Raw genomic sequence first — 14,371 nt, 5'->3', positions numbered from 1 at the left:
CCTTTCGTTTGTCTGCCGATCGCTAGTGGATGGTCGTTGCGGTGTCGACGGGCGCGGCGTCGGTGTCGTCCGAGCCGTGCGACCACTTCTTCAGCCAGGGCGAGCCGACCAGGAACAGCACGCCGATGCCCATCGAGACCAGGCCGATGACGTTGAACACCTGCAGCGAGGTGGACAGCGCCGCGGCGGGGTCCAGCACCTGGCCGCCCACCGTCTCGGTGGTGGTCAGGCCGGCGATGATGCCGCCGACATACTGGGCGATGGCCACGGCCATGAACCACACGGCCATCATGAACGACACGACGGCGGCCGGCGACAGCTTGGTCATCTGCGACAGGCCGACCGGCGACATGCACATCTCGCCGGTGGTGTGCAGCATGTACATCAGCACCAGGAAGATCAGCGGCATGCGGAAGGCGCCGTCGGCGAACATCGAGCCCAGCTGCAGCAGCAGGAAGCCCAGGCCCACCTGGATCAGCGCCAGGCCGAACTTGACGACGGGGTTGAGGTCCTTGCCGCGCTTGCCCAGCCAGGTCCACAGGAAGGCGAAGGCCGGGGCGAAGATCAGAATCCAGCCGGCGTTCAGGGCCTGGGTCTGCGGGGCGTTGAAGCTGGTGTTGATCCAGAAGGTCGAGCCGGCGGTGATATTGGCGACCGCCAGCTGCTCGGGCGTGGCCAGTGTGACCGCGCCGCCGAACCACTGGACCGGGGCCTTGACCAGGTCCAGCTGGACATTGGTCGAGGCGAACAGGCTCAGCGACGAACCGGCCTGTTCGAACAGGGTCCAGAACACCACCGCGCCGAAGATCAGGAACACCGCCAGGGCCAGGCGCTCGCGCTCTTCCTTGCCGCACTTGGCGACCATGAACCACACGATATAGGCCAGCGAGGCGACGATGCCGAAGGTCAGGGCCGCGCCGACGACGGCGTTGTACTGGACCAGGAAGAACACGCCGACGACGCCGACGAGCGCCAGGGCGTAGATCACCGTCTCGCGGTTGATCGGGCCCAGGATGTTCTCCTTCAGCGCCTTGGGTTCGGGCGGTTCGCCCTTGCCCTGCAGCAGCGGCTTGCCCAGCACGAACACCACGAAGCCGGCCAGCATGCCGACCCCGGCCAGGCCGAAGCCCGCCCACCAGCCGACCGTGACACCCAGCAGGCCGCACAGGATCGAGGCCCAGAACGAGCCCAGGTTGATGCCGTAGTAGTAGAGGGTGAAGCCCGGATCGCGGCGCGGATCGCCCTGCGGGTACAGTTGGCCGACGATGGTCGAGATGTTGGGCTTCAGGAAGCCCACGCCCATGATGATCAGCGAAAGCGCCAGCCAGAAGATGTTCAGGTAGGTCGGGTCGCGATCCTTGACGTCCAGCTTGTAGGCGCTCTTGGCCAGCACCGCCGGCAGCGGCGCGTCGGCCGGGAGGTTCTTGATCTCGAAATCGCCGGTCTTGGTGGCGGCGACCTCATAGGGCTTGCCGGCGACCACCAGCTTGGCGACGCGGTCCTGGCCGCGGCCTTCGGCCTGGAACTCGTAGGTCTGGCCGGCATAGGTGAGGGTCTGGGTCGCGGGCTTGCCTTCGATAGCCATGGTCAGGTGGCCGGCGACCAGCAGAATCGCGCCAAACGCCACGGCCTTGCGGGTGCCCAGATACTTGTCGGCCAGGAAGCCGCCGATCAGCGGCAGCAGATAGACCAGCGAGGTGTAGGAGCCGTAGTGGGAAGACGCGACCTTCGGGTCGAAGAGGAAGTGCTGCGTCAGATAGAAGATCAGGATCGCCCTCATGCCGTAGTAGGAGAAGCGCTCCCACATCTCGGCGAAGAACAGGATGATCAGTCCCTTGGGATGTTGCCGAAGCAACTGGATAAGCACGGGAATGCCGGTCACGAGCGTGACCAGAATCCCCAGGGCGATGACGATATTCATTCAATAACCTTGACGCAGTCGACGGATGGGGGCGACGCCATGGTCGTTTCGCCCTCGCCTCCCCCAGTTCGCGGGGAGAAGATCACGCGACAATGCGTTTAACAAGCAACGCCTTGCCGCCCGGGAGCCGAGTTCCCGTCTCGCGCGTTTTATCGGCGACACCTTTCGACTCACGGGAGAAAACCACGTGAAGATCCCTGACCAGAGCCATCCGATCACCCTCGAGCGCGAACGCGCCCGGGTGCGCGTGCTGTTCGAGGGCCATGAGATCGCCGAGAGCGACGACGTCCTGGTGCTGCGCGAGGCCGACTATCCGCCGGTGCGCTATTTCCCGCGCGAGGACGTGCGGATGATGTTCCTGCGCCGCACGGACAAGGTCACCCACTGTCCCTACAAGGGCGACGCCTCGTATTTCACGATCTATCGCGACGCCCAGGTGATCGACAACGCCGTCTGGTCCTACGAGGACCCCTATTCCACCGTCGGCCAGATCGGCAACCGCATCGCCTTCTACCCGCAGCACGTCGAATTCCAGGTCGGCGCCCTGAGCGCCGCCGACACGCGGGCCGTCGAGGACGCGATCGATGTCGACGCGGTGGTGCGCCACACCGACAGCGGTTCGGGCTCCAGCCAGGCCGAGCGCTGGCCGCCGACCGTCGACGTTCCGGACGCGACGCCCTGACGCACCTCGCCACAATTGGGTTACAATTGCGCGAATAACAGGCAATTTAGGTCAAACGAACCTTTGAGGTTCAAAATTGACAGATTTTTAGGAAAAAAATTCCAACACCCCCTCTAGCCTGGGACGCTTTGACGCGTTACGCCACTCTGCGAACCACAGTAAAGATTGGTTAAGCGTCAAGGGCGTTGCATGGGCCCTGACGCGATGGCGTCGAGCCTCCGCCAGAGAGGCAAGGGAAGGAAGCACATGGCCTATATCAGCTACGACCAAGCGCCATCCGCCGAAGCCAGCCGGATCAGCGCACCGCGCCTCGCCTGGGGCCGCCTCGCGGTGATCGCCCTCAGCGTCGGGTTCTGGGTCGGCGTCGCCTTCGCGATTCGCGCGATCTTCTAGATCTCTAGGCCGGTCGCCGGGCCCGCAGGGCCTGGGCGATCGTGCCGTCGTCCAGCCAGTCCAGGTCGCCCCCGACCGGCACGCCGCGCGCCAGCATGGTCACCGACACGCCGGCGTTCGCGCCGGTCAGCCGGTCGGCCAGGTAATGGGCCGTGGTCTGGCCGTCGACCGTGGCCGGCAGGGCCAGAATCACCTCGGCCACCTGCCCGCCCGACACCCGCGCCATCAGCTCGCCGATTCGCAGGGCCTCGGGCCCCACGCCGTCCAGCGCCGACAGCAGGCCGCCCAGCACGTGGTAGCGGCCCTTGAACTGGCCGCCGCGCTCCATCGCCCACAGCGATCCCACCTCCTCGACCACGCAGATCAGGCGGCCGTCGCGGCTTTCGTCGGCGCAGACGGCGCAGGGATCGGTGGTGTCCAACGAACCGCACACCGAGCAGGTCCGCACCTTGGCCTGGGCGTCGACCATGGCCGCCGTCAACGGGGCCAGCAGCGTGTCGCGCTTCTTCAGCAAGGCCAGCGCCGCCCGCCGACCCGAACGCGGTCCCAGCCCCGGCAGCTTGGACAGCAGGGCGATCAGGCGCTCGATCTCGGGTCCGGCGGAAGCGGCCAATTGTGCTCCTTAGCTCACTCTATCTTTGTCATCCCGGACGAAGACCCGGGACCGCCGGAAACACGGCGTTTGCCGCGGTCCCGGATAGTCTCTGCGAGGCTTCCGGGATGACAGGTTTTGGATCAGAACTTCATGCCGGGCAGGCCGCCCATCATGCCGGCCATGGGACCGGCGGCGTCCTGCATCAGCTTGGCCTGGGCGGCGTCGAGCTTCTTCTTGGCGTCGGCGTGGGCGGCGACGATCAGGTCCTCGATGACCTCGCCTTCGCCAGGCGCGATCAGGCTCTCGTCGATCCTGACCTTGGCCAGCTCGCCTGTGCCCTTCAGGGTCACCGTCACCATGCCGCCGCCCGAGGCGCCCTCGACCAGGGTCTCGGCCAGCCGCGCCTGGGCGTCGGCCAGTTTCTGCTGCATCGCCTGGGCCTGCTTCATCAGGCCGCCGAGGTCTTTCATGGTCTGCTCCACCTTAGAAACTGTCATCCCGGCCAAGCGCGCAGCGCGCCGAGCCGGGACCACAGGAAACTCAGCGCTTGTCGCGGTCCCGGCTCTTCGCTGCGCTCGGCCGGGATGACAATCTCTCAGTCCTCCGCCTCATCCGGCTCGATCGGCGCGGACTCGGGGACCATCATCTTGCGGACGTCGACGATCTCGAGGCCCGGAAAGGCGCTCATCAGCGAGGCGACGAAGGGGTCGGCCTTGATCTGGGCCAGGGCTTCGCGCTCCTCGCGCTTCTGGCGCTCCATCAGGGTCTCGGCCCCGCCGCCGCCCTCGGCCGCCACCAGCCAGGGCTGGCCGGTCCACTCCTTCAGGGCCCGCACCAGGCGACCGGCCAGATTGCCGGGCGCGCCGGGGGCAGCCTCGTAGGTGATCGCGCCGGGACGGAAGCTGATCGGACGCACGAACTGCTCGACATCCAGCCGCAGACCGATGTCGCGCTTGGCGGCGATCAGGGCCAGGACGTCATCGAACGAGGCCAGCACCGGCATGGCCTGGGCGGCCGGCGCGGCCATCGACATGATCTGGGCGCTGGCGGTCGCGCCGCCGCCGGATCCGCCGCCGCCCAGCGAACCGCCGCCGGGCGCGCCGCCACCGACAGGCGTGCCGTCGCGCAGGGCCTTCAGGGCTTCTTCCGGACCGGGCAGATCGGCCGCGTAGCACAGGCGGATCAGGGCCATCTCGGCGGCGGCCCGGGCGTCGGGCGCGCGGCGCACCTCGTCATGGGCCTTCAGCAGCATCTGCCACAGCCGCGACAGCGTGCCGGCAGAGGTGTGAGCGCCGATGGCGGCCAGCCGCGCGGCCTGCTCCTTGGGCAGGGTCAAGGCGTCGGGACCCAGGGCCTTGGCCACGGCGGCGCCATGGCAGTGGTCCAGCAGGTCCAGCATCACCACCGCCGGATCGGCCCCGAAGCCCCACAGGGCGCGGAAGCCTTCCAGGGCGTCGGCGGGCTTGCCGCCCATCACCGCTTCAAACAGGGCGATGGTCTGGCCGCGATCGGCCAGGCCCAGCATGTCGCGCACGACGGCGGCCGAGACGGTGGCCCCGCGCTCGGTCTGGACGATGGCCTGGTCGAGCAGCGACAGGCCGTCGCGCACCGAACCCTCGGCGGCGCGGGCGATCAGGGCCAGGCCGTCGGCGTCGACCCGCGCGCCTTCCTTGGCGGCGATCTTGTCGAAGTGCTTGACCAGCACGTCGGGCTCGACCCGGCGCAGGTCGAAGCGCTGGGTGCGCGACAGGATCGTCACCGGCACCTTGCGGATCTCGGTGGTGGCGAAGATGAACTTGGCGTGCGGCGGCGGCTCTTCCAGCGTCTTCAGCAGGGCGTTGAACGCCGCCGTCGACAGCATGTGCACTTCGTCGATGATGTAGACTTTATAGCGCGCCTCGACCGGGGCGTAGCGCACCCCGTCCAAGAGCTCGCGCATCTCGTCGACCTTGGTGCGCGAGGCGGCGTCCAGCTCCAGCACGTCCATGTGCCGGCCTTCGATGATGGCCTTGCAGTGGCGGCCGTCGACGGTGAGGTCGACCGAGGGCTGGTGGACGGTGTCGGTCTCGTAGTTCAGGGCGCGGGCCAGCAGGCGGGCGGTCGTGGTCTTGCCCACGCCCCGGACGCCGGTCAGCATGAAGGCGTGGGCGATGCGGCCGCTGGAGAAGGCGTTGGCCAGGGTGCGGACCATGGCCTCCTGGCCGATCAGGTCCTCGAAGGTGCGCGGACGATATTTGCGCGCCAGCACGGTATAGGCGGCGTCTGGGTCGGACGGCGTCTCGGCCACGAGCGGGGTCGGCGCGGCGACAGCCGGAACCGCGGCGGGCTCGGCGACCGGCGGCGCGCCGAAGATGTCGGCCGTGTTCTCATCCCGCTCGGCGGGCTCTTCGTCCCACGGCGGCGCGGAATCGGTGTTGAGGTCGTCGTGGTCGGCCATGGCCTTGAGTGTAGAGCGTCGGAGCGCGCGGCAAAAGGCTCGGCCTGCTCGCGCGGGCGATCTGCTGACAGATTTAAGGGCCAGTAGGTTTTTAGGGGAAGGTGGAGACCGGCAGACGACCCGGAGCGAAACTCGTTGTGGCTGCTGCCTCTCGGCCCTGACCAGATTGGCGAGGACTCCGCCCGTCACCGATCTCCGAGGCCTATATCGCGAGTCCGAGCAGCGGATGCAAGACCGTGCGACGTCGTGACGACTCTTCGTGGCTGGGTTACAGAAATCGCATGCCTCTCTCAATCATCACCAACACCTTCGCCGGCAACCCCCTGGACCGCTCCAGCGAGCGGCGGGGCGACGAGGCCTGGATCGCCGAAAAGCTGGCCGACACCGGCTCACTGGCCGTGGCGATCTGGAACGGCAAGCCTCTGGTCGAAGACATCCTGGACGAGGACGGCAAGCCCGTGGGGGCCCAGATCGCCTATCTCCGCGCCGACATGGCCCAGGACCTGGCCGGCGGGACCGAGAAGCTGCTGTTCCTGGGCCTGTGGAAAGACATCGCGGTTTTCGCCGTCGATCTCGACATCGGCACCGATCCGGCCGAGGGCGTGCTGAAGGGCCTGGGCCGGTTCGAGGAGCTGCGCGGGATCGCCGCCGCGATGCCGCCCGCCGACGCCGGCATCCTGGCCACCGCGCGCTCGATGTTCGAATGGCGCCGCCGCCATCGCTGGTGCAGCGCCTGCGGCCAGCCCTCCACCGTCAGCGACGCCGGCTGGAAGCGGATCTGCCCCGCCTGCAAGGCCGAGCACTTCCCGCGCACCGACCCTGTGGCGATCATGCTGGCGGTGCACGAGGACAAGTGCCTGCTGGGCCGCCAGGCCGCCTGGCCGGCCGGCATGTTCTCGGCCCTGGCCGGCTTCATCGAGCCCGGCGAGACCATCGAGGAAGGCTGCGCCCGCGAGCTGATGGAAGAGGCCGGCCTCACGGCCACCACCGTCCGCTACCACTCCAGCCAGCCCTGGCCGTGGCCCTCGTCGTTGATGATGGGCCTGATCGCCCAGGTCGACAGCAACAACGCCGCCCCCGACCAGACCGAACTGGAAGAGGTGCGCTGGTTCACCAAGGACGAGGCCGGGGCGCTGATCCGGGGCGAGATGGAGGGCGCGTTCGCCCCACCGGCGCTGGCGATCGCGCATCAGCTGATCAAGGCTTGGGTGGAGGAGGCTTAAACTCCGCTCTCAAAGTAGCTGTCATCCCGGACAAGCGCGCAGCGCGCCGATCCGGGACCGCCGGAAGCTCCGAGCCTGCCGTGGTCCCGGGTCTTCGCTGCGCTACGCCCGGGATGACAAGAATTTTTTGAATTGGTGCAGACTGCCCCCACGGCAGGTCATTTCTACTCCCTCCCGACAGCCGGCGACCGATCGGCGAGACATGGGAGCAGACACATGGCCGAAGCCTGGATCATCGACGCCTGCCGTACGCCGCGCGGGATCGGCAAGGTCGGCAAGGGCGCGTTGGCGGATATCCATCCCCAGCAACTGGCGGCCAGCGTGCTGAGCGCCCTCGCCGCCCGCAACAATCTCAACACCGCCGATGTCGACGACATCATCTGGGGCACCTCCAGCCAGCGCGGCAAGCAGGGCGGGGACCTGGGCCGGATGGCGGCGCTGGACGCCGGCTACGACATCAAGGCCTCGGGCATGACGCTGGACCGCTTCTGCGGATCGGGCATCACCACCGCCAACCTGGCCGCCGCCTCGATCATGTCGGGCATGGAGGACCTGGTCATCGCGGGCGGGACCGAGATGATGTCCTACACCGCCGCCTCGGCCACGCCGGGCGCGCCGCCGATGATGGACAACGGCAACCTGCGCCTGCGGGCCCGCCATCCACAGTCACACCAGGGCGTCTGCGCCGACGCCATCGCCACGCTGGAAGGCGTCTCGCGCCAGGCGGTCGATGACCTGGCCCTGGTCAGCCAGCAACGCGCCGACGCCGCCATTCGCGGCGGCCATTTCGACAAGAGCCTGGTGCCGGTGTTTAAGGAAGACGGTTCGCTGGCCCTGGACCGCGAGGAATTCCCCCGCCCGCAGACCACCGCCGAGGGCCTGGCCGGCCTGAAGCCCGCCTTCGCCGCCATGGCCGAGTTCGCCCTGGACGAGGCCGGGACCACCTATGGCGGCTTGATCCGGCAGGTCTATCCGGACCTGAAGATCGAGCACATCCACCATGCCGGCAATTCGTCGGGCGTGGTGGACGGCGCGGCGGCGATCCTGATGGCCTCGCCGGACTATGCGCGCAAGCACGGCCTCAAGCCCCGCGCCCGGGTGCTGGCCATGGCCAATATCGGCGACAGCCCGACCCTGATGCTCAACGCCCCCGTCCCCGCCGCCCGCAAGGCCCTGGCCAAGGCCGGGCTGACGGTCGACGACATCGACCTGTGGGAAATCAACGAGGCCTTCGCGGTGGTGGCCGAGAAGTTCATCCGCGACCTGAAGCTGGACCGCGACAAGGTCAATGTGAACGGCGGGGCCATGGCCCTGGGCCACCCGATCGGCGCGACGGGCTCGATCCTGATCGGCACGATGCTGGACGAGCTGGAGCGGCGCGACCTGAAGCGCGGGCTGATCACGATGTGCGCGGCGGGCGGCATGGCGCCGGCGATCATTATCGAGCGGATGTAGGGGCGGAGAGGACCCCCTCCGGCCCTCCGGGCCACCTCCCCCAAAGGGGGAGGATCTAAGAAAGGCGGATGCTCCCCCTTTGGGGGAGCTGTCGCGGAGCGACTGAGGGGGTCCTCAACGGCGCTTAACGGAACGGCGGCTCGTCGAACGCCCGCAGCTTGCGCGAGTGCAGGTTCGGGCCTTCTTCCAGCAGCAGCTTGCAGGCCATGATGCCGATCTGCAGGTGCTGGCTGATCGCCCGCTCGTAGAAGGCGTTGGCCTGGCCCGGCAGCTTGATCTCGCCGTGCAGCGGCTTGTCGGACACGCACAGCAGCGTCCCGTAGGGCACCCTGAAGCGATAGCCCTGGGCCGAGATCGTCGCCGACTCCATGTCGATGGCCACGGCGCGGCTCTGGTTGAAGCGCAGGGCCGACAGGCTGTGGCGGAGCTCCCAGTTGCGGTCGTCGGTGGTGACCACCGTGCCGGTGCGCAGGCGCTTCTTCAGCTGATCGCCGCTGTCGCCGCTGATGGCTTTCGAGGCGTCGTAGAGGGCGCGCTGGACCTCGGCGATCGACGGCACCGGAATCTCCGGCGGCAGGACGGCGTCCAGCACATGGTCGTCGCGCAGATAGGCGTGGGCCAGCACGTAGTCGCCGATGGTCTGGGTGTCGCGCAGGCCGCCGCAGTGGCCGATCATCAGCCAGGCCTGGGGTCGCAGCACGGCCAGGTGGTCGCAGATGGTCTTGGCGTTGGACGGGCCGACGCCGATATTGACCAGGGTGATGCCCGTGCCGTCCTTGCCCATCAGATGGTAGGCCGGCATCTGGTGCTTGCGCCAGGTCGACTCCGCCACCGCCAGTTCCGGATTGACCGTGTTGGCGGTCAGCATCAGGCCGCCCGAGCACGACATCGCCTCATAGGGGCTGTCGGGCGCCTGCAGCTGCTCGATGCCCCAGCGGACGAACTCGTCGACATAGCGGTGGTAGTTGGTGAACAGGATGAACTGCTGCACGTGCTCGGCCGGGGCGCCGGTGTAGTGCTTCAGGCGGGCCAGCGAGAAGTCGGTGCGCAGGCCGTCGAACAGGGCCAGCGGCCGGGTCTCTTCCAGGGCCGCGTCCCAGACGCCGTCGGCGATCTCGTCGCCGATGAAGGCCAGGTCCGTGGTCGGGAAGAAGCGGGCGATGTCCTCGGACCGCACGTCGGCCTGGTTCAGGTCGATGCTGGCGTCCAGCACGTACGGATAGGGGATTTCCTGACGCGAACGGTCGACCTCGATCTCGACGTCGAAGTCGTTCATCAGCAGGGTCAGCTGCTCGACCAGATAGTCCTTGAACTGGGCCGGCTTGGTGACCGTCGTGGCGTACACGCCCGGACGGCTGACGCGGGCGTAGGAGCGGGCCAGCTTGGGCGGCAGGGCTTCGGGATCGTAGGTCAGGCGCAGTTCGGGATAGGCGAAGGTCCCGTCGAACCGCTGTTGCGGATCGGGGCGCGCGCCGTTTTCGAGATAGGCCTTGAGGGCGGTCCGGAGGGCGCCCACGGCGCGCTCGTATTCGTCATTGAGCCGTTCGACGACGGCGATTGCTTTTTCTTGGTTTGACATGGGTCCTTATACCGGCGTTTCGCGACATTGGCGAGACGCGGGGCCCGCAAATGGGAATGATTTATTACTTAGCCGGAATGCGGGCGCCCGACCGCCTCGGCTGCCCGCAAACCGAGCCTGTTTATCCAGCTTGGCGAACGCCGGCCCGGCTCGCGCCCTTCAAGAGCATGGACGAACCCGCGCGTGTCGGCCAAAAGGGTTGAAATGCCCAGGGGGGTGCGGATAGCTCGCCCTCGTACGTCATACCTACACTGGGCGCAGAAAAGACCGATCTCGCCTGCCCGGCGCCCGAGGAAACTTCATGAACAAGCGCTTCGCGTACCTGATCATCGCCTCCATGATCCTCGGGGTCCTCGTGGGCTGGGCCTGCAACCAGTATCTCGATCCGGCCCAGGCCAAGATGGCCGCCAGCAACCTGTCGCTGGTCACCGACGTCTTCCTGCGCCTGATCAAGATGATCATCGCGCCGCTGGTCTTCACCACCCTGGTGGCCGGCATCGCCCACATGGAAGACGCCGCCGCCGTCGGCCGCATCGGCGCCAAGACCATGCTTTGGTTCATCAGCGCCTCGGCCGTGTCGCTGCTGCTGGGCCTCTTGATGGTCCACCTGCTGCACCCGGGCCAGGGCCTGAACCTGACGGAGATGTCGACCTCGGCCGCGCCCGCCGCGACCACCGAGGCCTTCACCCTGAAGGGCTTCCTGACCCACCTTGTGCCGACCTCGATCTTCGACGCCATGGCCAAGAACGAGATCCTGCAGATCGTCGTCTTCTCGCTGTTCGTCGGCACCGCCGTCGCCTCGCTGGACAACAAGGCCCCGCAGGTCCTGGAGCTGGCCGAGCAGGCCGCCTCGGTGATGCTGAAGGTCACCGGCTTCGTCATGAAGCTGGCCCCGCTGGCCATCTTCGCCGCCCTGGCCTCGACCATCGCCACGCAGGGCCTGTCGATGCTGGCCGTCTACGGCAAGTTCGTGCTGGGCTTCTACGCCACCATGGGCACGCTGTGGCTGATCCTGTTCATCGCCGGCTTCCTGGTGCTGGGCAAGCGGGTGATCCCGCTGTTCGGCGTGATCCGCGACCCGGCCCTGCTGGCCTTCTCGACCGCCAGCTCGGAAGCCGCCTATCCGCGCATCCTCGACAGCCTGCCCAAGGTGGGCGTGCGCCGTCGCATCGTCTCGTTCGTGCTGCCGCTGGGCTACTCGTTCAACCTCGACGGCTCGATGCTGTACTGCACCTTCGCCACCATGTTCATCATGCAGGCGCACGGCGTGCACCTGTCGGTCCAGCAGCAGATCTTCATGCTGCTGCTGCTGATGGTGACCTCCAAGGGCATCGCCGGCGTGCCGCGCGCCTCGCTGGTGGTGATCATGGCCACCCTGACCTATTTCGGCCTGCCGGAAGCCTGGATCGCCCTGGTCCTCGGCGTCGACCACCTGCTGGACATGGGCCGCTCGGCCACCAACGTGGTCGGCAATTCGGTGGCCGCCGCCGTGGTCGCCAAGTGGGAAGGCGAACTGGACGACATCGTCCCGGACGAAGAGCCCGCCAAGGCCTAGCCTTCTGCGATCCATCGTCGAACGGCCCGCTTCGGACATCCGAGGCGGGCCGTTTTCGGTTTGGGGCGCCGCCTGCGCTCGATGTGCAGTAATTACTGTACACGCCATTGACATGGCCCTGTCGAAGGCCAATCTTCAAGGGAGGGGACAGGTTAGGGATCACATCATGAGCACCATCATGCCTATCACCCGCGTCGCCCTGACGGCCCTGGCCGCGGCCGGCCTCGTCGCCTCGACGGCCCACGCCCAGGCTCCGGCCCAAACCCCGGCCAAGCCGGCCCGCGTCGAGCGGCCCTGCTTCTCGCTGTCGGACTGGCACGGCTGGAGCGCGCCCAACGACAAGACCATGTACCTGAAGGTGCGCGCCAAGGACGTCTATCGCCTCGACCTGGCCCATGGCTCCAGCCAGCTGACCTGGCCCGGCTCGCACCTGGTCACCGTGGTGCGCGGCAGCGACCGGATCTGCACGCCGATCGACCTGGACCTGCGGGTTTCCGACGGCCAGGGCTTCGCCGTGCCGATCCGCGCCAAGACCATCACCAAGCTGACCCCGGACGAAATCGCGGCGATCCCCAAGAAGGACCGCCCCTAGCGATCACCCGCCGGCGGCTCAGCCTGACAGGCGCGGCGTCGAGGCGCCGGGCTTGCCCTTGGCCTTGGCCGGCGACTTGCCGGCCGCCGCGCCAGTGTTCCACGGCACCTTGGCCTTGACGATCGCCGTCGGGCCCAGGATCTGCGGGGTCTGATCGTACTGCAGGTCGATCAGCCGCTTGCGCGCGGCCTCGACCAGGCCCTCGAACGAGATCGATTTGTTCTCGCGCAGCAGGCTGGCCATGCAGAAGGTGAAGGCGCCGTAGCTGGTGGCGCCGTGCCGGTACTCGTAGGACAGCTGCTCCTCGCCGCAGGCCTCGATGATCAGCGGCAAGTAGGGGCCGACGATCTTGCTCTCGGTCTTCTTCTTGGCCTGGACGTATTCGCTGGCCGTGGTCATGCGCAGCATCGACGCGCGGCCCAGCCGGGCGGTCGAGCCGTTCTTGCCGAAGAAGTCCGCGTTCGACTTGTTGCGGGTCGAGAAGTCGGCGTTCAGGCGTTTGAAGTCGCGCGCCACCCACATCTGGGTGGCCGCGTCCCACTTCAGTTCGCGGTGGCGGATGTCGTCCGGCGGCGAGATGCCCCGCGCCCTGGGACCGCCCTGGCGGTGCACGCCGCCCGAGTGGCAGCAGTCGAAGATCAGCACCAGACGCAGGTCGTAGGGCAGCTGGCTGTAGAGGGCGAAGATCTGGTCGTCCGTGATCGAGGTCTCCGGCGACCAGTCGAAATCCCAGGGCACCAGGGTCTCGTTCTGCCGGTCCGGCTCGAACTCGTCGCCATATTCCGGGATCCGGGCCCCGTGGCCGCTATAGTAGAACACCCGCTCGTCGCCGGGCTGGGCGTCGTCCAGCAGCCAGCGCAGACGCTCCAGGATGCCCGAGGCGGTGGCGCGGTCGTCCAGGCAGGTGCGGATCTCGCCCGGCGCAAAGCCACACTCCTGCAGGGCCGCGCTCATCGTGAAGACGTCGTTGACGCAGCCGGCCAGGCGGTCGCTCTCGCGCGGATATTCGTTGATGCCCACCAGCAGGGCCCGGCGGCGCGACTTGGCCGACTTGGGCTTGGGCGTCTTGCGCCAGGGATCGGCCGTCGCGCCGAAGGCCTTGCCCCCAGCCGCTTGGTTGCCCAGCGGCCGCCACAGCGAGCCTACGGTGACGTTGTGGCCCAGATAGGCCTCGGCGTCGTGATCCCCCACGCCCGGCAGGTCGAACGGCGTCAGCAGCTGGGTGAAGTTGGGCGTGCCCGACAGCTGGATCTGGGCGGTGAAGACGTCGTCGTGCTCGTTGTAGAGATGGTGCCAGTGGCGCACGGCCAGCGGCTCGACCCGGCCCTGGGTCAGGTTGCCGACCACGAACGGATTGCCGATCTGGCAGCCGAAGGTGACGTAGTGGGCGTTGGCCAGCAGCTTGGCGATATCGGCCTGCCGGGCCTCCTCGTGCGAAAAGGCGTTGTAGGTGACCAGCGAGCCCAGGCTGTGGGCCAGGATCACGTCGGGCTGGAACTCCTTGACCGCGTCCAGCATCAGCTTGCGGGTCTGGGCCTGGAAGCCCTTGTCCTCGACCCAGGCCACCACGTAGCCGGCCGTCCAGCGCACCTTGTCGGAGACGTCCGACACCAGGCCCCGCTCGCGGCGACCGATCTGGGAGACGCCGCTGCGCGACAGCTTCCACAGGGCTTTCATCGTCTCGGCGAAGCTGATCTTGGTCTTCTCGAAGATCGGGTCGTAGGTGACGAACTTGAACTCGAGCGCGATGTCGGCGTCGCTGGCGAAGGTGTCGCGGACGGTCTTTTCCCAGACCTCCTTCCACGGCGAGCTGCGCTGGTCGCCCAGTCCGTGGACGCCCAGAATCCTGATGGTCTTCCTGGCCATGACGTTTCCCCCTGCTCCGGCCCCGCGCCCTCGAAAGTTGAGCTTGGCCGCTTGATACCATTTGAGCAGGAAG

The 14,371-nt window shown here is 67.6% G+C and carries 12 protein-coding genes and 1 other RNA gene; 6 read left to right on the top strand and 7 right to left on the bottom strand.

Annotated elements, in window-relative coordinates; genetic code table 11:
- Positions 1-22: 22 nt before the first annotated feature.
- Entirely contained in the window at positions 23-1,921 is a 1,899-nt protein-coding gene (locus AC1RUS_RS19610) for a peptide MFS transporter (protein ID WP_492918263.1), read from the bottom strand.
- 187 nt (positions 1,922-2,108) lie between these two features.
- On the opposite strand from AC1RUS_RS19610, the gene AC1RUS_RS19605 reads away from it, so the two are divergent.
- Both AC1RUS_RS19605 and AC1RUS_RS19600 read left to right on the top strand, forming a co-directional pair.
- Entirely contained in the window at positions 2,109-2,603 is a 495-nt protein-coding gene (locus AC1RUS_RS19605; protein ID WP_492918262.1) for a DUF427 domain-containing protein, read from the top strand.
- Positions 2,604-2,849: 246 nt separating this feature from the next.
- Complete coding sequence (locus AC1RUS_RS19600; RefSeq protein WP_492918261.1) at positions 2,850-2,996, top strand: hypothetical protein; 147 nt, start codon at positions 2,850-2,852, stop codon at positions 2,994-2,996.
- A gap of 4 nt (positions 2,997-3,000) precedes the next feature.
- On the opposite strand, the gene recR is transcribed toward AC1RUS_RS19600, so the two are convergent.
- The 4 genes from recR to ffs form a co-directional block, all read right to left on the bottom strand.
- Positions 3,001-3,609 (bottom strand): recombination mediator RecR, encoded by a 609-nt coding sequence (gene recR, locus AC1RUS_RS19595; RefSeq protein ID WP_492918260.1) that lies wholly within the window; start codon positions 3,607-3,609, stop codon positions 3,001-3,003.
- Between the two features lie 122 nt (positions 3,610-3,731).
- The gene (locus tag AC1RUS_RS19590) at positions 3,732-4,061 is read right to left on the bottom strand and encodes a YbaB/EbfC family nucleoid-associated protein (protein ID WP_492918259.1); all 330 of its coding nucleotides are present in this window, start codon (positions 4,059-4,061) and stop codon (positions 3,732-3,734) included.
- A gap of 125 nt (positions 4,062-4,186) precedes the next feature.
- Positions 4,187-6,028: a DNA polymerase III subunit gamma/tau gene (locus AC1RUS_RS19585; RefSeq protein ID WP_492918258.1), complete on the bottom strand. Its 1,842-nt coding sequence runs from the start codon at positions 6,026-6,028 to the stop codon at positions 4,187-4,189.
- A 102-nt stretch (positions 6,029-6,130) separates the two neighbouring features.
- Positions 6,131-6,223, bottom strand: an RNA gene (ffs, locus tag AC1RUS_RS19580) — signal recognition particle sRNA small type.
- A gap of 86 nt (positions 6,224-6,309) precedes the next feature.
- Here ffs and nudC point away from each other — a divergent pair.
- Both nudC and AC1RUS_RS19570 read left to right on the top strand, forming a co-directional pair.
- Entirely contained in the window at positions 6,310-7,251 is a 942-nt protein-coding gene (gene nudC / locus AC1RUS_RS19575; protein WP_492918257.1) for an NAD(+) diphosphatase, read from the top strand.
- A 216-nt stretch (positions 7,252-7,467) separates the two neighbouring features.
- A complete protein-coding gene (locus AC1RUS_RS19570; protein WP_492918256.1) occupies positions 7,468-8,706 on the top strand; it encodes an acetyl-CoA C-acetyltransferase in 1,239 nt (412 codons plus the stop codon).
- Between the two features lie 124 nt (positions 8,707-8,830).
- Here the strand turns inward: AC1RUS_RS19570 and AC1RUS_RS19565 are convergent, their stop codons facing one another.
- Complete coding sequence (locus tag AC1RUS_RS19565; protein WP_492918255.1) at positions 8,831-10,285, bottom strand: AMP nucleosidase; 1,455 nt, start codon at positions 10,283-10,285, stop codon at positions 8,831-8,833.
- A gap of 301 nt (positions 10,286-10,586) precedes the next feature.
- On the opposite strand from AC1RUS_RS19565, the gene AC1RUS_RS19560 reads away from it, so the two are divergent.
- A complete protein-coding gene (locus AC1RUS_RS19560; protein ID WP_492918254.1) occupies positions 10,587-11,840 on the top strand; it encodes a dicarboxylate/amino acid:cation symporter in 1,254 nt (417 codons plus the stop codon).
- A 166-nt stretch (positions 11,841-12,006) separates the two neighbouring features.
- Positions 12,007-12,432: a DUF6491 family protein gene (locus AC1RUS_RS19555; protein WP_492918253.1), complete on the top strand. Its 426-nt coding sequence runs from the start codon at positions 12,007-12,009 to the stop codon at positions 12,430-12,432.
- Positions 12,433-12,450: 18 nt separating this feature from the next.
- Here AC1RUS_RS19555 and AC1RUS_RS19550 read toward each other — a convergent pair whose 3' ends face one another.
- Positions 12,451-14,298: a caspase family protein gene (locus AC1RUS_RS19550; RefSeq protein ID WP_492918252.1), complete on the bottom strand. Its 1,848-nt coding sequence runs from the start codon at positions 14,296-14,298 to the stop codon at positions 12,451-12,453.
- Between the last annotated feature and the right edge of the window lie 73 nt (positions 14,299-14,371).

This window comes from Caulobacter sp. GW821-FHT10F06, from assembly GCF_058809215.1.
This window is presented reverse-complemented; position numbering and strand designations above follow the sequence as displayed.

Excerpts from the sequence above, each read along its gene's own strand:
- AC1RUS_RS19610 (WP_492918263.1), bottom strand. The coding sequence starts at position 1,921 with ATGAATATCGTCATCGCCCTGGGGATTCTGGTCACGCTCGTGACCGGC.
- AC1RUS_RS19600 (WP_492918261.1), top strand. The coding sequence starts at position 2,850 with ATGGCCTATATCAGCTACGACCAAGCGCCATCCGCCGAAGCCAGCCGG.
- AC1RUS_RS19590 (WP_492918259.1), bottom strand. The coding sequence starts at position 4,061 with ATGAAAGACCTCGGCGGCCTGATGAAGCAGGCCCAGGCGATGCAGCAG.
- AC1RUS_RS19585 (WP_492918258.1), bottom strand. The coding sequence starts at position 6,028 with ATGGCCGACCACGACGACCTCAACACCGATTCCGCGCCGCCGTGGGAC.
- nudC (WP_492918257.1), top strand. The coding sequence starts at position 6,310 with ATGCCTCTCTCAATCATCACCAACACCTTCGCCGGCAACCCCCTGGAC.
- AC1RUS_RS19570 (WP_492918256.1), top strand. The coding sequence starts at position 7,468 with ATGGCCGAAGCCTGGATCATCGACGCCTGCCGTACGCCGCGCGGGATC.
- AC1RUS_RS19565 (WP_492918255.1), bottom strand. The coding sequence starts at position 10,285 with ATGTCAAACCAAGAAAAAGCAATCGCCGTCGTCGAACGGCTCAATGAC.
- AC1RUS_RS19560 (WP_492918254.1), top strand. The coding sequence starts at position 10,587 with ATGAACAAGCGCTTCGCGTACCTGATCATCGCCTCCATGATCCTCGGG.
- AC1RUS_RS19555 (WP_492918253.1), top strand. The coding sequence starts at position 12,007 with ATGAGCACCATCATGCCTATCACCCGCGTCGCCCTGACGGCCCTGGCC.
- AC1RUS_RS19550 (WP_492918252.1), bottom strand. The coding sequence starts at position 14,298 with ATGGCCAGGAAGACCATCAGGATTCTGGGCGTCCACGGACTGGGCGAC.